17 protein-coding genes and 1 pseudogene are annotated in these 20,524 nt (G+C 57.4%); 8 read left to right on the top strand and 10 right to left on the bottom strand.

Annotated elements, in window-relative coordinates:
- Window positions 1-85 precede the first annotated feature (85 nt).
- From rfbA to X744_RS0137495, 7 genes are all read left to right on the top strand, one after another.
- Window positions 86-967: a glucose-1-phosphate thymidylyltransferase RfbA gene (rfbA, locus tag X744_RS151145; RefSeq protein WP_023760564.1), complete on the top strand. Its 882-nt coding sequence runs from the start codon at window positions 86-88 to the stop codon at window positions 965-967.
- Entirely contained in the window at window positions 968-1,522 is a 555-nt protein-coding gene (gene rfbC, locus X744_RS151150; RefSeq protein ID WP_023760563.1) for a dTDP-4-dehydrorhamnose 3,5-epimerase, read from the top strand.
- Window positions 1,523-1,549: 27 nt separating this feature from the next.
- Window positions 1,550-2,620, top strand: coding sequence for a dTDP-glucose 4,6-dehydratase (rfbB, locus tag X744_RS151155; RefSeq protein ID WP_023760562.1), 1,071 nt, complete (start codon window positions 1,550-1,552; stop codon window positions 2,618-2,620).
- Window positions 2,617-3,504, top strand: a complete 888-nt coding sequence (rfbD, locus tag X744_RS151160) for a dTDP-4-dehydrorhamnose reductase (protein ID WP_023760561.1) — start codon at window positions 2,617-2,619, stop codon at window positions 3,502-3,504. Before rfbB ends, rfbD begins: the two co-directional genes overlap by 4 nt.
- Before the next feature lie 11 nt (window positions 3,505-3,515).
- The gene (locus tag X744_RS0137500; protein ID WP_050589563.1) at window positions 3,516-8,069 is read left to right on the top strand and encodes a glycoside hydrolase family 99-like domain-containing protein; all 4,554 of its coding nucleotides are present in this window, start codon (window positions 3,516-3,518) and stop codon (window positions 8,067-8,069) included.
- A gap of 54 nt (window positions 8,070-8,123) precedes the next feature.
- On the top strand, window positions 8,124-9,326 hold the full coding sequence (locus X744_RS151165) for a polysaccharide pyruvyl transferase family protein (protein WP_023760559.1): 1,203 nt from the start codon (window positions 8,124-8,126) through the stop codon (window positions 9,324-9,326).
- Between the two features lie 243 nt (window positions 9,327-9,569).
- Window positions 9,570-10,067 carry a class I SAM-dependent methyltransferase gene (locus tag X744_RS0137495; protein ID WP_023760558.1) on the top strand — a complete coding sequence of 166 codons (498 nt, stop codon included), beginning with the start codon at window positions 9,570-9,572 and terminating at the stop codon, window positions 10,065-10,067.
- Window positions 10,068-10,177: 110 nt separating this feature from the next.
- Here X744_RS0137495 and X744_RS1000000172290 read toward each other — a convergent pair.
- The 10 genes and pseudogenes from X744_RS1000000172290 to X744_RS151210 all read right to left on the bottom strand — a co-directional run.
- Window positions 10,178-10,288 (bottom strand): annotated as a pseudogene (locus X744_RS1000000172290) (IS5/IS1182 family transposase); the annotation flags it as partial.
- Between the two features lie 31 nt (window positions 10,289-10,319).
- Window positions 10,320-10,790 (bottom strand): acyltransferase, encoded by a 471-nt coding sequence (locus X744_RS151170; protein ID WP_023760557.1) that lies wholly within the window; start codon window positions 10,788-10,790, stop codon window positions 10,320-10,322.
- Window positions 10,791-11,387 (bottom strand): acyltransferase family protein, encoded by a 597-nt coding sequence (locus X744_RS151175; protein WP_198032252.1) that lies wholly within the window; start codon window positions 11,385-11,387, stop codon window positions 10,791-10,793. It lies immediately after the preceding gene.
- A 122-nt stretch (window positions 11,388-11,509) separates the two neighbouring features.
- Window positions 11,510-13,021, bottom strand: coding sequence for a glucosyltransferase domain-containing protein (locus X744_RS151180; protein ID WP_023760555.1), 1,512 nt, complete (start codon window positions 13,019-13,021; stop codon window positions 11,510-11,512).
- Complete coding sequence (locus X744_RS151185) at window positions 13,015-13,395, bottom strand: GtrA family protein (protein WP_023760554.1); 381 nt, start codon at window positions 13,393-13,395, stop codon at window positions 13,015-13,017. Before X744_RS151185 ends, X744_RS151180 begins: the two co-directional genes overlap by 7 nt.
- Window positions 13,385-14,179: a WxcM-like domain-containing protein gene (locus tag X744_RS1000000176020; protein WP_280948956.1), complete on the bottom strand. Its 795-nt coding sequence runs from the start codon at window positions 14,177-14,179 to the stop codon at window positions 13,385-13,387. Before X744_RS1000000176020 ends, X744_RS151185 begins: the two co-directional genes overlap by 11 nt.
- Before the next feature lie 152 nt (window positions 14,180-14,331).
- Window positions 14,332-15,270, bottom strand: coding sequence for a glycosyltransferase family 2 protein (locus X744_RS151195; protein WP_198032250.1), 939 nt, complete (start codon window positions 15,268-15,270; stop codon window positions 14,332-14,334).
- Window positions 15,267-16,373, bottom strand: a complete 1,107-nt coding sequence (locus tag X744_RS151200; protein WP_050589562.1) for a DegT/DnrJ/EryC1/StrS family aminotransferase — start codon at window positions 16,371-16,373, stop codon at window positions 15,267-15,269. Before X744_RS151200 ends, X744_RS151195 begins: the two co-directional genes overlap by 4 nt.
- 158 nt (window positions 16,374-16,531) lie before the next feature.
- Window positions 16,532-17,272: an ABC transporter ATP-binding protein gene (locus X744_RS151205; RefSeq protein WP_023760550.1), complete on the bottom strand. Its 741-nt coding sequence runs from the start codon at window positions 17,270-17,272 to the stop codon at window positions 16,532-16,534.
- 7 nt (window positions 17,273-17,279) lie between these two features.
- Complete coding sequence (locus tag X744_RS151210; protein ID WP_023760549.1) at window positions 17,280-18,071, bottom strand: ABC transporter permease; 792 nt, start codon at window positions 18,069-18,071, stop codon at window positions 17,280-17,282.
- Between the two features lie 448 nt (window positions 18,072-18,519).
- Here X744_RS151210 and X744_RS151215 point away from each other — a divergent pair, with 448 nt between their 5' ends.
- The gene (locus tag X744_RS151215) at window positions 18,520-20,466 is read left to right on the top strand and encodes a nucleoside-diphosphate sugar epimerase/dehydratase (protein WP_023760548.1); all 1,947 of its coding nucleotides are present in this window, start codon (window positions 18,520-18,522) and stop codon (window positions 20,464-20,466) included.
- Window positions 20,467-20,524 lie beyond the last annotated feature (58 nt).

The raw sequence follows: 20,524 nt of genomic DNA, 5'->3' as shown, positions 1-20,524 counted from the left end.
CGATTGCCGAGATTGACAAGCCATTGCGTGGAACCTAAGCACAAGCAGCAAGGCCAGGGGGCTTTGGCATGTCAAGGAGAGCTTCTTGAAAGGAATTATCCTTGCCGGGGGCAGTGGAACGCGCCTTTATCCGCTAACATTAGCAATCTCTAAGCAGATTCTGCCGATATACGACAAGCCGATGATCTATTATCCGCTAAGCGTTTTGATGCTCGCGGGTATCCGAGAGATTCTGGTCATTTCAACACCGCGTGACCTGCCGGTCTTTCGCGATCTGCTTGGCGATGGATCGGAGTTCGGGCTCGATCTGTCCTATGCCGAGCAACCGCAACCCAACGGTCTGGCGGAAGCCTTCATCATCGGCCGGGATTTCATCGGCAAGGACAGCGTGTCGATGATCCTTGGCGACAACATCTATTTCGGCGATGGGCTGTCGCAGCTTTGTCGCGCCGCGGCCTCGCGCGAAAAGGGTGCTTCGGTGTTCGCCTATCATGTCGAGGATCCCCAGCGTTATGGTGTCGTATCCTTCGACAAGGCCACCGGGACGGCGCTGACGATTGAAGAAAAGCCGCAGAACCCGAAATCCAACTGGGCTGTCACCGGTCTCTATTTCTACGACAATGATGTCGTCGACATCGCCCCCTCCATAAGGCCCTCGGCGCGCGGCGAGCTTGAGATCACGGCGGTCAACAATGTTTATCTCGAGCGCGGCCAGTTGCATGTGCACCGGCTGGGGCGTGGCTATGCCTGGCTCGACACCGGTACGCAAGACAGCCTGCACGAAGCGTCTTCCTTCGTGCGCACCATCGAGCATCGCCAAGGCATCAAGGTCGCCTGTCCGGAAGAGATTGCCCTTGAACAGGATTGGCTGACGGCGGACCAGGTTCTGCGTCGCGCCGACCGCCTAGGCAAGAACGAATATGCCGCCTATCTGCGCCGGCGCGTCGTGGACCTGTCGGAGGGCTAGATGCTGGAAGTCAGGTCCCTTGGCATCGATGGCGTGCTGGAAATCGTGCCGAAGCGGCATGGCGACGCGCGCGGGTTCTTCGTCGAAACCTACAATGCCGAACGCTTTGCGCAGGCTGGGATAGATCTGCTTTTCGTGCAGGACAATCATTCCTATTCTGCCGCGGCAGGCGTTTTGCGAGGGCTTCACTACCAGCTCGCGCCGCGGGCGCAGGACAAGCTGCTGCGCGTCATCCGCGGCAGTATTCTCGACGTTGCGGTGGACATTCGCCGCGGCTCGAAAACCTTTGGAAAATGGGTCGCGCTCGAAGTGTCGGCCGAAAAGGGCAACCAGATTCTGGTGCCGAAAGGCTTCGCGCACGGCTTCGTGACGCTCGTCGCCGACACCGAGGTCCTGTATAAGGTCACCGACACCTATTCGCAGGCGCATGACCGGTCAATTCGTTTCGACGATCCCGCCATCGGCATCGAATGGCCGTCATTGTCCGGCGGGTTCCAGCTTTCGGACAAGGACCTGAAGGCGCCGCTATTGGCCGCCGCCGAGGTGTTTGCCTGATGATTGCCAAAGGATGAGGACAGTGGCATGAATTTTCTGGTGACAGGCGGTGCTGGCTTCATAGGCTCGGCGGTATGCCGGCATCTGTGCGCCAACCCGGCCTATCGCGTGACCAATCTCGACAAGCTCACCTATGCGGGCAATTTGGCCTCGCTGCGGCCGATCGAGAACGCGCACAATTACCGCTTTGCGCAGGCCGATATCTGTGACGAGAAGGCAGTGCTCGACATCCTGCGCCGGGACGATATCGACATCGTCATGAACCTCGCCGCCGAGAGCCATGTCGACCGCTCGATCGACGGGCCGGGCACGTTTATCGAGACCAACATCGTCGGCACCTACAAGATCCTCAATTCCGCGCTGGAATACTGGCGCGGCCTGCCCGAGGACAGGAAGAGCCGCTTCCGCTTCCATCATGTCTCGACCGACGAGGTGTTCGGCGATCTGCCTTTCGATGGCGGCATGTTCGTCGAGGAAACGCCTTATGCGCCGTCCTCGCCCTATTCCGCCTCCAAGGCGGCGTCGGACCATCTGGTGCGAGCCTGGCACGAAACCTATGGCCTGCCGGTCGTGCTTTCCAACTGCTCGAACAATTACGGACCCTATCACTTTCCCGAAAAGCTGATCCCGCTGGTCATCCTCAATGCGCTCGACGAAAAGCCGCTGCCGGTCTATGGCGCCGGCGCCAATGTGCGCGACTGGCTGTTCGTCGAGGATCACGCGCGCGCGTTGGAACTCGTCGCCACGAAAGGGCAGCCGGGCGAAAGCTACAATGTCGGCGGCAATTCCGAGCGGACGAACCTGGGCGTCGTCGAGACGATCTGCGATCTGCTCGACACCAGGCGTCCCCGGGCCGGTGGCAAGAGCTATCGCGACCTGATTTCCTTCGTCACCGATCGTCCCGGCCATGATCGCCGCTACGCCATCGACGCATCGAAGATCGGCCGTGATCTCGGCTGGGCGCCCAACGAGAACTTCGACAGCGGCCTGGCCAGAACCGTGGACTGGTTTCTCGACAACAAATGGTGGTGGGGGCCGATCCGCGAAAAGCACTATGCCGGTGAAAGACTGGGCGAAGCGCGCAAGGGGGCCGCGTGAGGCTCGTCGTCACCGGACGCGAGGGCCAGGTCGCGGCAAGCCTTCTGGAGGCCGGCCGGCGACGCGCCGGCGTGGAGGTCATTGCCATTGGCCGGCCGGAACTCGATTTGGCAAGACCCGACATGGTGATCGAAGCCATTGCGGCCGCCAAGCCCGACATCGTCGTGTCGGCCGCCGCCTACACGGCGGTGGATCAGGCCGAGGATGAGCCCGATCTGGCATTCGCGGTGAACGCCGTTGGCGCCGGCAAGGTGGCGGAAGCGGCAAGCCGGCTTGGCGTTCCCGTCATCCATCTTTCGACCGACTATGTCTTCGACGGTTCGAAGGACAGCGCCTATGTCGAGACCGACGCGACCGCGCCAGCCAGCGCCTATGGCGCCTCCAAGCTAGCCGGCGAGCAGGCGGTGGCGGCAGCCAGCCCGCATCACCTGATCCTGCGCACGGCATGGGTCTACAGCCCGTTCGGCAAGAATTTCGTCAAGACCATGCTGCGGCTTGCCGCCGACCGCGACGAGATCGCCGTGGTGGCCGATCAATGGGGAAATCCCACATCCGCGCTTGATGTCGCCGACGCAATCCTGCATGCAGCAGCACAGCTCAATGACGGCAAGAGCTTCGCCGGCATCTATCACCTGGCCGGAACCGGCGAAGCCAACTGGAGCGGCTTTGCCCGTCATATCCTGGACACAAGCCGCGTGTCTGGTGGCCCTTGGGCGCGGGTACGGGACATTGCTACAATAGACTATCCAACCAAGGCGCGCCGCCCCGCCAACTCCCGGCTATCGAGCGCGAAATTCGCCTCCGCGTTCGGCTGGGATGCGCCGGACTGGCGGAAGTCGACGGAGACGGTGGTGCGGCGGCTTCTCATCGATGGGACGAAATAGGCATTGATGGCATGAGCAAGCATCCGTCACTCGAAAATATGCGCGATGGTATACCGGCCGGCGAGGTGGCGCCGAAGGCGCGCGCCAAGGCGAAAGCCGCGCGGCCTGGAAAACACGACGGTTCACTTCGTGACCTGTACAACGCGCATCGTGGCAAAGTGTCGGATAAATGGTCAATCTATCTGAGCACATACGACCATATTTTTTCAGAGTATCGAAACAAGCCGGTTCGGATTCTGGAAATTGGAGTTCAGAACGGCGGTTCCTTGGAGATATGGCAAAAATATTTTCCGAATGCGGAAATTATTGTCGGTTGCGACATCAATCTGGCCTGCGGCAATCTGGTTTTTGATAACAAGAAGATTGAAATATCGGTAGGTAATGCCAATACAGATGAAGTAGAGCGCGATATCGTTGCGAGGTCGGAGAAGTATGATATTATAATTGATGACGGATCGCATTTGTCATCGGATATAATCTGCTCGTTCGCTCGATACTTCCCCCATCTTTCTGAAGGGGGGATCTACATAGCGGAAGATCTGCATTGCAGTTACTGGCAGGAATTCGACGGCGGTCTCTATGATCCTCTTTCCTCGATGTCGTTCTTCAAGCGCCTGCTTGACGTGGTCAACCATGAGCATTGGGGACTGGATCGTCGTCGGGTCGATGCCCTGGCCACTTTCGCGGGCAGGCACCAAGCCGCATTCGATGAAGCTTCTCTCGCGTCGGTTCATTCGGTTGAGTTCTTGAACTCGCTTTGCGTTGTTACGAAGCGGCCGATTCCGGAAAATATCCTGGGCGCGCGCAGCGTGCACGGCCTGGCTGCGCTCGCCGACGGGAGCGTGGTGCCTCTCGACGACACGGAGAGCAAGGCGACCGATCAAACCGGAAATCCGTGGTCGTTACGGTCGACGACTATGGAAGAGGAGATCGAAACCAACAGGCAACTGGTAAAACACCATGGAGTGCAGATCGAGGCCTTCTCTAGTGAGATAGTCGAAATGCGCGAACAGCTCCGGAATCGCGAAGACGAAATCGCGCGGGCAAGGGCGCTGGCCATCGCCAGGGCCGAAGAGATCGAAGTCCTGCGAAAAGAACTGTCGGTTGCGCACGTGGCGGCGAGCACGTTGCTTGCGGATCGCGACAATGCATACTCCGAGGAAACCCGTTTGCATGGTGTTCTCGATGCCGTCTATGCCAGTACCTCCTGGCGACTGACCAAGCCTGTGCGCGGGATTGGGAGTGGCATTCGCGCGATCGGCAATACGCCCATGATGGCTCGCCGCTTAGTGGCTCGCGGCGCTTACGCCTGCTGGCACAATCTGCCGCTGCCTATCGACGTCAAGCGAAAGATGAAGAGAGCGATGTTTTCGACCTTCCCTTCGCTGTTTGGCGTTACGAATGCCTACCGCGCCTGGAGAAACATGGAGGCGCCCGACGCGCCCGTGGGCAACAACGAGATGGTCCTGCGCGGGGCGCTCGCCAGTTCTGGCCCGATCTTTGCGCCCGAACCCGTCTATATGCCACGTCTCGAGGCACCGCCGCTGCTCCAGAGGCCGGTGCGCATCATTGCGTTCTATCTGCCGCAATTCCACCCGATCCCCGAAAACGATGAATGGTGGGGACAGGGCTTCACCGAATGGACCAATGTCAGGCCCACAGAGCCGCAATTTGCCGGCCACCAACAGCCGCACGTGCCAGATGCGCTCGGCTATTATGATCTGCGCGATACCGCCGTGCAGCACCGCCAGATCGAACTGGCAAGGCTCTATGGCGTGGAAGCCTTCTGCTTCTATTTTTATTGGTTCGCGGGCAAGCGGCTCTTGGAAAAGCCGCTTGAGAACTGGCTTGAGGACAAGAGCCTCGACATGCCGTTCTGCGTCTGCTGGGCCAATGAGAACTGGTCGCGCCGTTGGGACGGGATGGACCAGGAGATCCTCATCGCCCAGGACCATTCCCCCCAGGACGATCTCGCCTTCATCGCCGAGGTCGCGCCTTATCTTCGCGACCCTCGCTATATCCGCGTCGGTGGCAAGCCGCTGCTGCTCGTCTATCGGCCAAGCCTGCTGCCGGCGGCAATCGAGACAGCGCGGCGCTGGCGGACTTGGTGCCGGGAGAACGGCATCGGCGAGATTTTCCTGGCCTACACCCAATCGTTCGAATCTGTGCCGCCGGACCGATACGGGTTCGATGCCGCTGTGGAATTTCCGCCTAACAATTCCGCACCGCCAAACGTCACGCATACAGTGACGCCGCTGCATGAGGATTTTGCCACGACCGTCTATGACTGGTCGGTTTTCCCGCAGCGCAGCGAGACCTATTCATCCCGCAAATACAAGCTCTTCCGTTCGGTTTGCCCTGGCTGGGACAATACGGCACGCCGCAAGCGCGGCGGCACCGTGTTTATTAACAACACTCCTGCGCTCTACCGCAAATGGCTGGACAATGCCATTGAGGACACCTTGGCCCATGTCAGCGAGCCATCCGAGCGGCTGGTTTTCGTCAATGCCTGGAACGAGTGGGCGGAAGGCGCCCATCTGGAGCCCGATAGCGCCAACGGCCACGCTTACCTGCAAGCGACCCGCGACGCGTTGGAGGCGGCCAACACGAAATCCAAGTCCCGGATCGTAATCGTTTCGCACGACGCCCATCCCCATGGAGCGCAATTGCTGGCTCTCAATATGGCCAAGGGATTCAAGCTACTTGGCTTTGACACCGATCTCATTGCGCTGGGTGATGGACCGTTACTCGGCCGTTTCGCCCACGCCGCGACCGTGCACAGGATCAACTTACCTGAGCAAGGCGATGCCGATGTGTTGAAACGCTTGGCCACCATCAGAAACAACGGCGCCGAAGTGGCCGTTGTCAACACCACCGTATCGGGTAGGCTCGTGCCGCTGTTGAAGCGGGCGGGGTTCCGCACCGTTAGCCTCGTCCACGAACTGCCCGGAATATTGGCGTCCTATGGTCTTGCTGACGCAGCCGCAGCCATTGTCGAGAGCGCCGACACGGTCGTTTTCCCAGCCGAGATCGTCAAAGTCGGATTCGAAGAGTTCGTTGGCGGGCCGGTCAGCCAGTCGGTAGTCAGGCCGCAAGGACTCTATCTGCGTACGCCCTACCACATCGATGATCGCCAGGGGGTTCGCGAGGCGGTCCGCGCGAAATTACAGCTCTCGACCAACGCCAGCATCATCTTGTGCGCGGGCTATGCCGACCATCGCAAGGGCCTCGATCTTTTCGTTGATGCTTGCCTCAAGGTTATGGCATCCAGATCGGATGCGGTTGCAGTCTGGGTCGGCCATGTCGATACTGTCTTCCACGCCAAGCAAATGCGTCGGGTGAAGGAAGCGGGACTCGAGAACCGCTTCCGCTTTGTCGGATTGGTGGAAAATCCGCAGGAGTACTATTTCGCGGCAGACATCTACGCCTTGACCTCGCGTGAAGATCCGTTCCCCTCGGTGGTGCTCGAGGCGCTTGATGCCACAGTGCCGGTCGTTGCCTTCGAAGGCGCTGGCGGCTTCCAGGATCTGCTGAAGCGTGATTGCGGAATCCTTGTGCAGGCCTTCGACACTGATGAGATGGCCAAAGCTATCGGCAATCTGCTCGACAATCAGGGCGAAGCACGGCGTCTGGGGGGCGTCGGACGTGATATTGTCCGCCAGGAATTCAGCTTCAATCACTACCTGCATGACCTGCTGATTTATTCCGAAAAGCCGTCGCCGCGGGTGTCGGTCATCGTGCCGAACTACAACTACGCCCGATATCTTGGTGCGCGCCTGAGCTCGATCGTCGATCAGACGATAAGACCCTACGAGTTGATCGTGCTTGACGATGCTTCAATCGACGAAAGCGTCGATGTCATTGAGCAGTTTCTGGCCGACTGCGATATTCCGTGCAGGTTGGTCGTGAATGCCGAAAATTCGGGCTCGGTGTTCCGCCAGTGGATGCGTGGGGTCGAAATGGCGCGCGGCGATTACGTCTGGATCGCCGAAGCCGACGATCTTGCCGATCCCGATTTTTTGGCCGAGCTTTTGCCCGCCTTCGAGCGCAAGGAAGTGGTGATGAGCTATTGCCAGTCGCGCCAGATAGACGGCACCGGCCGCGTTCTGTCCGAGCACTATCTCGACTATGTGGCCGATATCGATCGGTCCCGTTGGACGAAGCCCTACATCGTGGACGGCCGCCAGGAAATCGCCGAGGCGCTCTACCTCAAGAACACCATTCCAAACGTCAGCGGCGTTTTGTTTCGGAGGGAGGCGCTCAGGAATGCGTTGGCCAGACACAGCGAAGAGATCATGTCGCTGCGCAACGCAGGGGATTGGGTGACATATTTGCGTCTACTCGAGAATGGCTCGATCGCGTTTTCGCCGCGTTCGCTCAATTCTCACCGCCGGCATCAGTCGAGCGTGACCGTAGGAAATTTCGATCTCAGGCATCTACAGGAGATTAGACAGGTACAGGCCGAGACGATACGGAGCCATGACCTTGGGCCTGTTGCGCTCAAGCGGGCAAGCATCTACGAACGTGAGCTCAGTGAACGATTTGGCATCCCAATTCATGAATGACGACGCTGGCGACCTTCGAAAATCGCATGTCCGTATAGCGTCGAGGAGTATTTAGTGAGAGTTCTTTTTCTCGGAGCGCCAATAGCTCCGCATCTCGACCCGCAGATTGCCTTTGAAAAAAAATTCGAAGTCATTGGATATAACACCGGAAACCTTCTGATAGGGCAGTCCTTATTCGAGGAGCTCCGTTTTGAAGAATTCGGGCAGGGGTTGGGCTATTCCCCACAAGAGGCAAACGAACGTTTCGATATCATCGCCATCTCCGCAGCAAATTTTATCTATAAAGATTTTGATTTATCCTACCTTGCTGATTTTATTGAACCAACAAAACTGCCATGTGTGGTCGCTGGCCTCGGTGCCCAAGCATCGTCCATTGGTAAAAAAGTCACAGATATTCCCGATGGCAGTAAGCGTTTCCTTCGTATCGTATCTGAGCGCAGCAAGACCGTGGGCGTGCGTGGCCATTTTACGGCTGAGGTCATGAATGATTTTGGGATAAAAAACGTCACAGAGGTAGGATGCCCAAGTCTGTTTCGCAAATTGCGTCGCAGCTTGAAGATAAAGAGGCCGAGACGAGGCGCTAGGCTGAGAGTTGCAGTGAACGGATCACGCAATGTATTTTTGCATTCGGCCGATCCCGAACCTGCCCGGCGCGTTGAAGCTGATCTTTTGAAGCTATCTGTCCAAAAACAATATCCGTATGTTCTTCAAAACGAAGAACCGGAAATGAAAATGTTGCTTTCCAGAGATGGGCGAGAAAATGATTTGGAGGTCGCCCAGGCAGTGCTCGGGCAGATGGGCATGGACATGGATCCATCGATCTATGTAAAGCATATCATAGAGAACGCAAAAATGTTCTTCGATTTGGCGGAGTGGGATGCGTTCATATCAAAGTTTGACTATTCGGTAGGGACGCGCTTTCACGGAAACCTGATCGCGTTAACCAACGGAGTTCCGGCGACCATAATTTCCCACGACTCAAGGACGACGGAAATGGCGGAACTTATGAGCATCCCGCACGTCCCGGTTGGGAAAGTAGGACAATTAGACGTGGAAGACCTTCTTCATGGTGGTGACTATGATGCCTTTCAGCGCATGTACACCGTCCTGTATGATCGTTTTGCCCAGTTCCTTTCCGAGAACGGGATCAGCCACAGGCTGGAGCAGCAGCACCATGAAGATGGTGCTGCTTCGCCGTTGTCCGACGTCGTAACTAGAGCTGCGTCCTTTTTGCGGCTTCGTTTTGGAAAATCCTAAGGGTGCTCTATGAATTCTGAGTCTCGTCCAGTTTACCGTCGGGCCGGTTACTGTCCGATCTGTGAAGCTAATGTCGAGTTTGCTTCCAACTATGATTGGTATCGCGATCACCTGCTCTGTTCCAGATGTGGATCGATCCCGCGTGAGCGCGCATTGGCTCTTATGCTCACGCGATATATCCCTCATTGGCGTCACCTCGCTATTCATGAATCGTCTCCCACCCCTCGGGGAATTTCTCCGAAGTTGAAGCGCCAATGTGCCGGGTATGTCGAATCACAGTACTTTCCTGGAGAACGCCTGGGCTCGTCGATCAAGGGCTTCCGAAACGAAAATCTGGAAGCGCAGACGTTTGGTGATGCGACGTTCGATCTCGTGGTAACACTTGATGTCATGGAGCATGTGAATATGCCGGAGCAGGTGACAAAGGAGATTGTCCGGACCCTGAAACCTGGCGGCGCTTATCTCTTCACCGTTCCCACCTACAAGGGCAAGACCGACAGTGAGCGCCGTGCGCTCTATGGACCGGATGGTACGATCCAGCATACCGGCGAGCCGGAATATCACGGAAATCCGGTGAGCGACGCTGGTTCGCTCGTGACATTTCACTATGGCTATGACCTTCCGGAACTGATCCACCGATGGTCTGGAATGGATGTCGAGGTGTGCCGTTTTCACGATCACGGGCACGGCATAATAGGCGAATTTACGGAAGTATATCTGGCGCGCAAGCAAGCCCTCTAGGGTGTTTTGTGTGGTGCTGCCGTGAAGAACCTGGTCCATAGTGCCTCCTTCGATTCGGAAGAAGAGGATGCACCATCAAAGCTTGAGATCCACCTAGGTCGTGCGGACATTTATCGCAGCCATAGGACGATTGCGGCGAGAATGACAACGGCTCGGTAGGTGCGAGCGGTTTTCTCGAAGCGGGTTGCGGTGCGGCGGAGCTGCTTGAGCTTGGAGGAACATGCGGTAGTGACAACCTTTATGCAAAAGCCATCAGGCTGGCCGGAGAAGGCTGAAGCGAGCACCCAAGCCCATGCCGGGCCGCTCGATATACCGATAGCTCAGTAACGACACTGGTATCAACGCCACAAAGGTTGCTATCACTGAGGCAAGGAACGGCAAGGACGCTCCATCGAAGGATGCGTAGATCGCCCGGTACAGACCCAAGCGATCCAGGATCACGATAACGACGGGATGCCAGAGGTAAATGCTGAAACTGGCGTTGCCGAGCAGCTTCGCGGCGGGGTTCACGAACCATCTTTGCGGATACAGGGAAACCCCCACGACTGCGCTTGCCAATGTTACCGCCCAAGCGGTTTTGACGCCGGAGCCGCCGCTTTGCCCCAGTATCGTTCCAAAAAATGCAGCGATCTGGCTGGCGAAACAGATCAGGCCGACAATTGTCAGAAGGCTGGCGGCAAAGACTACTCGGCCAATCTGCGGCGAAGTGAGGCGAAGCCTCAACTAAACATAATATCCCGCTATCCCCGCCGCGAAGTAGAACAGGTGAGCCATTAGAGAAAATTGAGAAAAGAGCGCTAATACCCCCTCCGTTCCTTGGAAAGCCAACGCCCAGTTGGCCGCCAAGAATACTGCTACAGCAAGAAACATCACAGAACGAGCAAGACCGGTGATGGCAAACAGCAGGAGCGGCAGGATTGCATAGAACGCCATCTCGACACCGATCGACCATGACGCCATGACGAATCCGGTGACGTGGTTCGGCACAAAGTTGAAGACGAACAGTGCCGAGCTAACGAACTGGGAAAGAGGGATCGTCGTCCCCCACATTGCCCGGCAGAAAGGGATATAGATCAGCATCATAAAGTAGAATAGCGGCGCGATGCGCAGAAAACGTCGAAGGTAAAATTCTCGCAATTCCTGCCGTCTGCCGATCCTTCCACTATACCCAACAAAGAGGCCGAATGCGCTGACTATGTAAAACAGCGGCACTCCGTTGCCAAAATGCGCTGGCACGAACCAAAGATAGCTGGGAACCTGCAGTTGTGGCAGTGCGATCAGATGAACAAGGACAATCGATATCGCCGCGTAGCAGCGCATTGCCAGGAGTCCCGGGAGCTCAACTCGCGAATAGGCATCCTTTAGTACGTGTGTCCCCCCACTCTCGGTGTTCATCCTGCCCTCGACTATCTTGCGGTCTTGCTTCCGACGCTTCGCGATACTCAACGGCTAGCCACCCCCTTAAGGGCTTGCTGATTTGCGTAGCTAGGCGTCTCACCGAGCCTTATCAGGACAATGTCATCTTTGATCTCCAGGCTACCGGGAGCCGGCCAGACAGGCATGGTCGAAAGATGAACGATCGTCTGAAGCACCTGTTCTTGGCTAGAACCACTTAAATTAGAATAGCCGAGCAATTTCATGTAGTAGGCGATTCGCCATGCGTTGCCTCCGTCCCATTCGAAGAAGGAGTAACCGACTGTCGAACCGGGAGGCTTCGGGTAGTTAGTCGCAAATGGCTGTGCGCCAAACACGCTTAAAGCATAGCGGCGCTTTGCGTCAAAACCGGGCGCTGCCGACAGCCTGTCGAAGATAGCTCCCGCCATCAGAGTGTCATGCTTGTCAACCAGGTAACTGGACGCCTGACGATAGTTTTGGACGACCTGGATCTGGAAAAGTGCCACCGCCAGCAAGATGGCCGAGGCTCCGCGGATTCTGGGGCTTCTGCTCGTCACTGCGACATAGGCAAACAGCCATACCGCAATCGGCACCCCGACGAGGCTTCTGACAGGCACGCTGCCTGCAGCAAGGAAATGAAAGGCGAAGGGAACAAGCAACGAAACGAAGGCAACTGCCGTCAGCAGTAATTTTGTGCGGGGCAATTCCTTCAGGAGTGCCCAGCCGCCCAGGAGCAACAAAAGCGGGATTGCCCACAATGCAACTCCGTATGTACGTTGGTCCAGGCCATAAATCCCGCCTATCGCCTCAAGCACGCGCCCGATAACGGTAACAGGGTGTCGAAACAGAAAGTCCGGCTGGGAAAGCGAGTCGAAATATTCGTTTCGACCAGGGACGAAGGATCTGAAAATGACGTTGCCGATGAGGTACAACAATAGGGCACCTGCGATCAGAACACCAATCCGAAGCAGGTCTTTCGGCAACGATTTGCTGCTGCCGGCCCGCTCTTGCAGAATTAAGATCGCAATGCCCAAGATCAGAATTGCCGGCGCGAAACTCTGATAGATCGAGATTGCGAAAGCTCCGACTGCTACGGCGCCGAGAAAACGTGGGCTAAGGGGCGAAACGTCCTCCTTGGCGATCAGCCAAAGCGCAAGGACGGTCGCGAACAGGCCGATACCAATTGCCGCAATGTTCGAATAGAACTCGACGATAAAGAACCAGGTCGGGAAGCTACAGAAAATCGCAAAACATGCATACTCCGCGATGGAGAATTCTTGTTTGTTGATGACGTCCATGACGAGGAGGTAGGCGGCTACGCAACCGGCGCCAAAGACGGCCGGAGCCAAGAAAGGCATGACCGGATGAGGAATAAGGAATCTCTCGATCAGATACGCGCCCCAGCGTCCTTGAATGATCCAGATCGACGCGTCCGTCCTGAAAGCTGCTACTTCTTCATCGATTGACAGCGGAAAGGAGGCCAACTCGGAGAAATACATCGCGATGAAAATCGCAAAGAGATTCATGGCACGTCGTATTGTGGTGGAGGGCGTCAGCATGATCTGCGGAGTATCCATCGAGAAATCACGAAGTTGAGGACGGTCGTGACGGCTAGGGTGACAAAGAAGGCAGCTGCAGTGTTTTGCAGCACGCTTTCGAGCGTTTTAAGAGCTGCCAGTCCGAGCACGAACACGACGGCAATCGAGACGCCGATCGCCAGCCGATCGGCGATGCCCGTGCGACCTCCGGGAAAGACGCGATCGGGATAGAACACCATCACAAGTACAAGGCCTGCCAGCCAGGCGAGCGCGTAAGACAAAGTCGAAGGGAGCACGGAGAGACCGGCGAAGTAGACAAGGCTGGTCAAGGCGGTGTTCAGGCCGCCGGCGACAAGGAACCGGACAGCGTCCCCGCCAATGCGGTCAGCGGCCATCCTGCCTGACCATATCCAGGAAATCCGCATAGTCCCTGATGTAATCGCCAGCATCGTAATTATGCGAAGCCATGACCAGCAATGCGGTATCCGGCTGGAATTTATACTGAATTCCCCAAATGCCCGGCGGCATGTAGAGGCCGATCGACGGTTCGGTCAACGAAACCTCTTTTCTATCATGGCCGTCATCGACCACAACCGAAAGGCGGCCATGGGCCGCGATGAGGAATTGATGGCACTCGCGATGCGCATGCTCACCTCTGACCTTGTCGGACGGCACGCCATAAACCAGGAAGGACCGGGCCGGTTTGAACGGCAGATTCGAACCGAATTCAAGCGGGGCGAGTTCGCCCCGCAGATCGCCAAAATGCGGCAGCCGCCAGAGTTCGCTGCCGCCGACCCCAAGCGACATTTTCTCGCCTACCGTGCCTGGGAAGGTCTGAGTAACCGCGGGCACAATCTGCGGACCTGTCTGGTAGCCGATAATGACGGCAGGATTTCCGATCACAACGGCATTGGCAGGGACATTCTTGGTCACCACGGCGCCGGCGCCGACCATCGCTTGGCGGCCGATGGCAACGCCCGGCAGGATAGTCGCGTTGGCGCCGATGGACGCGCCGTCCTCGACCGTCGTCAGCAGAAATGTCTCGGGATATTCCTTGGAGCGCGGGAAGCGATCGTTGGTGAAAGTCGCATTCGGGCCGACAAACACACGATTACCCAAGCGTACCCCGTCCCACAGCTGAACACCGCTCTTGATGGTCACGTCATCGCCGACGATCACGTCGTTCTCGATGAAGACGTGATCGCAGACGTTGCAGTTCGAGCCGATCACAGCGCCAGGCAGCACGTGGGCAAAGGCCCAGATGCGTGTTCCGATCCCGACATCGGTGCTTTCGCAAATACCACGCTCATGGATGAAAAAGGGCATGTCGGTCATTTGGCAGTTCCGTCAACGATGCGGCTGATGATCCTGAGTGGGCGCGACTTGGTGTTTTCAACAGCCCGCCAGAGATAGCAACCAAGAATCCCCTGAACCAGAAGACTGGCCGAACCGAAGCCCGTGATCAGCAGCACCAGTGTCGTATAGCCAGCAGGGTCGATATTGCCAAGCAGCCGCGCAATCACGGTAACGACTGCAAATAGAAGACTTAACACACAGCCCGCAAAACCCACCCAGAGTGTGAGCATGATCGGAAAGTCGGAGAACGAGAAAATGCTGTCCATCATATATCGGAATCGCCGTGCCATGCCCCAGGCGCTTGTTCCGTGCTCTCGTTCGCGCCGTCGATAGGGCACGAATTCCCGCCGGAACCCGACCCAGAACAGTTGCACGACAAGCGAGCTGTTCGGCTCCTCGATTGACAGGATTGCTTCCAGGACCTGGCGATTGCAGGCGAAGATATCTACCCCGCCACTCGGCATGCTGGGCAGGACGAGCCTGCGGTAGGCCGCCCAGAAAGCCCTTGATAGAAATTTGGTCAAGGGCGGATCGCTACGCCCGGTTCGCTGCCCAAACACCACGTCGGCCTCATCCTTTTCCAGCTTCGAAAAGAACTCGACGATCAGTTCAGGCGGCTCCTGCAGGTCGGCGGCCATGGCCGCGACCTGATCACCCGACGCATGTTCGAGCCCGGTTCGAATAGCGGTGAACGAACCAAAGTTCCGGCTATGGAAGATGATCTTGTAATCATAGCCCGAGCCTTTCAATTCCTTGACCAGCAGCGGGCCGGATTCATCTGGCGAGCCATCGACAACGAAAACGAACTCGATGTCGCCTTGATATCTGGACTGGAAATCGGCGACTGCCCGCAGAAGGGAAGTGATGTTCGCCTGATTTCGATAGATCGGGAAAACGATGGAGCGTGTTGTCACATTGTCTCCCATTCGCGGAGGGCCAGGCAGACCTGCTCTACCTCGTCTTCCCTCATATCGGGATAGCAGGGGACCGAGCAGAGACGGCTGACGCTGGCCCTCGAAACGGTGAGATTTTCGCTTCCCATCATCGGTAGGTCCGCCCAGCCGACCTGGTCGCAATCCAGCACAGGGTAGTGAATGTCGGTGTCGATGCCGCGCTCTTTCATGAACGTCCTGAAGGTGTCCCGGTCGTCACAAAGCACGACCGCGAGGTGCGCGACAGCGCCGTCGCCACCTTCCAGGAACTGCAATCGACGCCCGGCAACGGACTTGTATTGATTTAGGATGCCACGCCGCTGACGGTTGCGGCTATCCACATCGCCCAGCAGAACGTCCAGTATCGCGGCTTGAACTTCATCCATGCGAGAGTTGCGGCCATAGGGCACGCCGACATAGTACTTTGAACTCCAGCCATATTGCTGCAGTTGCCGTACATGCGCAGCGGTTACTGGGTCGGAGGTGAGGACGGCGCCGCCGTCCCCCATTGCTCCGAGATTCTTGGTTGGGTAAAAGCTGAAAGTGGAGATATCGCCCAGCGAACCCGCAACGTCGCTTCCGATTCTCGCCCCGTGCGCCTGTGCGCAATCCTCCACAATCGGAATGTGCGACAGGCCAGCCTGGTCAAGTCCGGCCCTGATGGCGCGGACATCGACGACGCCACCGTAGAGGTGGGTGGCGACGATCGCAGCGGTGTCTGCGCTGGCTGCTTTCATCACCGATTGAAGATCTACGAGCTGACTTGCCGGTTCGATATCGACATAGTGCGGAACGAGATCATTGTGCCAGCAGGCGCAGCTGGCATAGCCCCCCGCATTCGCGGCGACTATGACCTCGCGCCCGCGCATATCGTTGCGCTTGGTCACTGCGGCCAATGCGAGTTCGAGCGCATCCGTCCCATTGGCCACAAGAACGCATTCCGAGACACCTATGAACCTGGAAAAATTTGCCGCAAATCTTTTGCCGACCGCGCCATTGAGCCACCATCCTGAACGTAGCGTGTTCAGTACCTCACGCTCGATTTCGACGCGATAGCGCTGATACAGGCGCTTCAGATCATTCATCGGAACAAATTCTTGTCTCGTCATCGGTAACTCAACGGCTCGAGCGCAATTCATTTTAGGAACGTCCGCAGGGCGCAACGTTTGACATGCTCAACTACAGCAGGTGCGACGAATTGGGAATCTGAATTGCGAGCATGTAGTATCCGGGAAGAGTACCTTTAAGACTTAGCTCGCGCTCCAACCCTCTTTGCAGGCTTCGTCGTGAGCGATTCCACCCTTCCGTTCTTAAGCGTCATTCTCTTCGTACATACGCTTTCGAGCAGGCTTTCATTATGGCTCGCCAGGACGATGATGCCCGCCTTTTCCGCCAGCTCATCCATGCGCCGTTTGGCTTTTTCCTGAAACGTAGCGTCGCCAGCGCCGATCCACTCGTCCATCAGCAGAATTTCGGGGTCAAGCGCTGTCGCCGCTGAAAAAGCGAGACGCGCGGCCATACCCTGGCTGTAGGTTTTGAACGGGACATCAATAAAGTCGCCAAGTTCGCTGAAGGCGATGATTTCCGGCATTTTTTCTTGGATCTCGGCCTCCGTCCACCCGCTGATCAAACCTCTCAGAACAATATTTCGCCGTCCCGTCGCCTCGGGGCGAAATCCTATGTTGATGTTGAACAAGGCGTCGACTTTGCCTTCGATGGCTACCGTGCCGGCCGAAGGCTGATAGATACCGTACAATACTTTGAGCAGTGTCGTCTTGCCGGCCCCGTTTGGGCCGACCAAGCCTAACCGGTCGCCCGCTTTGAGTTCAAAACTGACATCTTCGAGCGCTTGTACGACCTGCTTGCCGCCGGAGCGTCCGATCTTGCCTCCAAGGCCACCTAGGCGCCGGTCAGGCGCCGTAAGCGTCAACTTTTCGTAGAGGCGATAGGCGAGGCCGACATTGTCCAGCTTGACGGAAATCATTTTGTACTCAGATCAGGAAAACGACGCGCTTGCGATATCTGCCCAGCAGCAGCAATGCAATCGCCCAAAAAGCCAGAGAGATGTACGCTGTCACAATAAAGGGATGCATTGGGAATTCGCCGCTCGCGATTGGCGCGCGCACGACTTCCAGGAAATATGTAAACGGATTCCAATGATAGGCATAGTTCTGTATGCCTCCTTGTCCATGATAGGCCCAAAAGACGGGCGTAAGGAACGTGCCGACCCGCATGATGTTGCCGACGATGAACTGAGCATCGGGAAAGAAAGCGCCCAGGAACGCGAAGACCGTTACGATTGCTGGTGTCGCGAGCACAATTAGCAACAGCCCTGGGATCGACAAAAGCCACTCCATGCTGATCCCCAAGCCGCTCAGCAGCAGGATGACTATGCAACCCGCCACTGAATAGGCCGCTCGGATAATACATTGCACCGTTAGCCGCATCACATATACGAAGAGCGGCAGCCTCGTGCCTTGAATGAAACTGCCTTCGCGCGAAAACAGGGGCACGCTCAAGCTGATCATTTCCATGAGGTAGAACCAGACAACGAGGCCGATCGATGCATAGGCTGTATACCCGGCCGAGTCCGTGTCTTTAGTCTTGAAAACGAAAATGAAAGTGCCGATGAATAACAGATAATTGACCAGCAGCCAAAGCGGGCCGAGCGTCGTGCGTCTATGCTGGTCGCCGATGTCCTCATGGGCAAGCGCGATCCAGACCCGGTGTAATCTCATGGCTTTTGAGATGTCTTCAAAAGCGCCGTTTAGTGCTGCAATCATAGCTGGGAATATCGCAATCCGTTGTTCTGGCGCATTGTCCGTCGCGGCAATAGCGAACCACCAAGCCCGTATCTAATTGCCATCTCGACGGGCATATGGCAACGCGTAGCGTCGTAACGAGGTCGGGAGCAGAGTCAACTGCGGCAAAACTGGATACACGCTGACGTTGCGGCGTGTGTACATCGCAAGCGCTGGATCGGCAACAGCATCCGGCTACAGGGCGTCAAGATTACTATTATGCGCGCGCTCTACCAAAAAACATCTGGCTATGCCGTCAACCCCGCAGTATGCGATACAGGACGGCGGGGGCCGGGGATAGCAATTTTGAGAAAGTGGACACGCAGCATCTTCGTGTTTGCATCTTGGCGGTGTTCGTATCCGTGAGCCTGGAGTCTAGTGCCTTCCAATGAATTCTTACCTCCAAGCAGTATTGGGACTTCGGCCACAGATGCGGCGCGCGTTCATCATGGTCCAGGACGTGGTCATGGTCCTGGTCGCCGTGGCGCTCAGCCTCGTGCTTTCGCGGTCGGATCTTTCGTTCGAACCGCTGTCCAACGAGGGTTTAGCAACCTGGGCAGCCATTGTTCTCATCAGCCATCTGCTGTTCAGATATTCTGGCCTCTACACGACCGTCTGGCGCTTTGCCTCGACGCCGGACTTTTTCAACATCCTCAAGAGCTGCGGGACTTTGACGCTCGCCCTGTATGCAGCTTCGCGTGTGGTTCGTTCTTTCCAACCGGTGCAGGGTCTCAACGAGCGCCAGTTCATCGTCTTCTTCCTCGTCTCCTTCACGATCATATCGGCGCCGCGGCTGTTCTACCGCTTCCTGCGTGACGGCGCGAGCTGGGGCATTCTGAGCCGCAAGACCGGCGAGACCGAGGTCAAGCGCGCGCTGTTCGTCGGCCGGCTCGGCGAGGCCGACCTGATCATCCGCTTCACGCGCACGGCGCAGCCGGCGGACTATTCCATCGCCGGCATCATGGCGACCGAACGCGGCGCGCCGTTGGGCACGCGCATACAGGGTGTTCCCGTCGTGGCGACCCTGCCGCGTCTGATCGACGTTTTGGAAGACTATGCGAGCGGCACCAAAAGCCTGGACCTGCTGATTTTCGGCAGCGGCGCCGAGCACGAGATCGAGGACTATTCGGAACTCGTCCGCGTCGCCCGGCACGGCGACATCAATGTGGTGCAGTTCTCCGGTCTGTCGGAGCTGGAGCGGCACGGAAAGCTGGTGCTCGACACCGTCGAGATGGAAACGATCCTGCGCCGTCCGACAGTCGCGTCCGATATCGAGCGCATCGGTGCTTTTATCGGCGGCAAGCGCGTTCTGGTCACGGGCGGTGCCGGCTCGATCGGCCGAACTCTGGTCAAACGGTCGCTGGAACTGGGAGCGGAGGCGGTGCTGGTCGCCGACAATTCCGAGTTCGGCATCTTCCAGCTGAGCCAGTATATTGACGAGAACGACCACGACCGCCTCAAGGTCCGTATCGTCGATGTCGCGGACCGGCGCCAGATAACGCGGGTCGTCACCGAATTCCGGCCTGATATCATTTTTCATGCCGCCGCGCTCAAACACGTTCCGCTGCTCGAGGAAAACTGGGAGTCGGCCATCCAGACCAATATTTTCGGAACGCTGGTCTGTGCCGAGGTCGCCGCCAAATGCGGGGTTGCGCAGTTTGTCCTGATATCGAGCGACAAGGCGGTGGATCCCTCGTCGGTGCTTGGCATGACGAAGCGGGCCGCCGAACAGATCGTCAGCGCCTTGCATGGGATGCCGGCGGCCGAGCCGGGCGGGCGTCGCTCCGCCACCAAGTTCATAGCCGTGCGGTTCGGCAATGTCTTTGGCAGCAATGGTTCGGTTGCGACCATATTCCAGGCGCAGATCGAGGCCGGGGGGCCAGTCACCATCACCGACCAGCGCATGACACGCTATTTCATGACCGTGGCCGAAGCCGTCGATCTCGTCATCATGTCGGCGGCCGATGCCGCGTCGCGGCAGAGCGGGGACGATTATGCCGTCTATATGCTCGACATGGGCAAGCCGGTGCCGATTCTTGAAGTGGCCGAAACGATGATCCGCCTGTCCGGAAAGAGTCCGTACAAGGACATCGCAATCAGGTTCACCGGTATAAGGCCTGGCGAAAAGCTCCACGAAACGCTGCATGGCGAAGACGAGGAACTCGTCGAACTCGACATTTCGAAGATTTTTGGCCTCAGCACGGACGTCGTGGAATGGTCGGATGTCCAGGTCGCGCTCACGGCGCTGCAGCAGGCAGCAAAAAATCAGGACAAGGCTGCCGCGCTCGCCGTGCTGGCAGGCCTTGACCGCGCCAAGAAGGCCAGGGGAAGCATTCATCAAGATGCGATCCCGAAAACGGTCGGGCAGGCGGGCTAAGCCGCTCTTCTTCCGACGCGACCATGATATGGGATCCGGAAATCTCTGGCATATGCAA

This window comes from Mesorhizobium sp. LNHC252B00 (assembly GCF_000502955.1).
Taxonomy (GTDB): Bacteria; Pseudomonadota; Alphaproteobacteria; order Rhizobiales; family Rhizobiaceae; genus Mesorhizobium.
This window is presented reverse-complemented; position numbering and strand designations above follow the sequence as displayed.

Bases quoted from the DNA above. Each gene is read 5' to 3' on its own strand.
- rfbC (WP_023760563.1), top strand. From the start codon at position 968: ATGCTGGAAGTCAGGTCCCTTGGCATCGATGGCGTGCTGGAAATCGTG.
- X744_RS151215 (WP_023760548.1), top strand. From the start codon at position 18,520: ATGCGGCGCGCGTTCATCATGGTCCAGGACGTGGTCATGGTCCTGGTC.
- X744_RS151205 (WP_023760550.1), bottom strand. From the start codon at position 17,272: ATGATTTCCGTCAAGCTGGACAATGTCGGCCTCGCCTATCGCCTCTAC.
- X744_RS151180 (WP_023760555.1), bottom strand. From the start codon at position 13,021: ATGCTGACGCCCTCCACCACAATACGACGTGCCATGAATCTCTTTGCG.
- X744_RS151200 (WP_050589562.1), bottom strand. From the start codon at position 16,373: ATGAATGATCTGAAGCGCCTGTATCAGCGCTATCGCGTCGAAATCGAG.
- X744_RS0137500 (WP_050589563.1), top strand. From the start codon at position 3,516: ATGAGCAAGCATCCGTCACTCGAAAATATGCGCGATGGTATACCGGCC.
- X744_RS151185 (WP_023760554.1), bottom strand. From the start codon at position 13,395: ATGGCCGCTGACCGCATTGGCGGGGACGCTGTCCGGTTCCTTGTCGCC.
- X744_RS151210 (WP_023760549.1), bottom strand. From the start codon at position 18,071: ATGATTGCAGCACTAAACGGCGCTTTTGAAGACATCTCAAAAGCCATG.
- X744_RS151175 (WP_198032252.1), bottom strand. From the start codon at position 11,387: ATGCGCTGCTACGCGGCGATATCGATTGTCCTTGTTCATCTGATCGCA.
- rfbB (WP_023760562.1), top strand. From the start codon at position 1,550: ATGAATTTTCTGGTGACAGGCGGTGCTGGCTTCATAGGCTCGGCGGTA.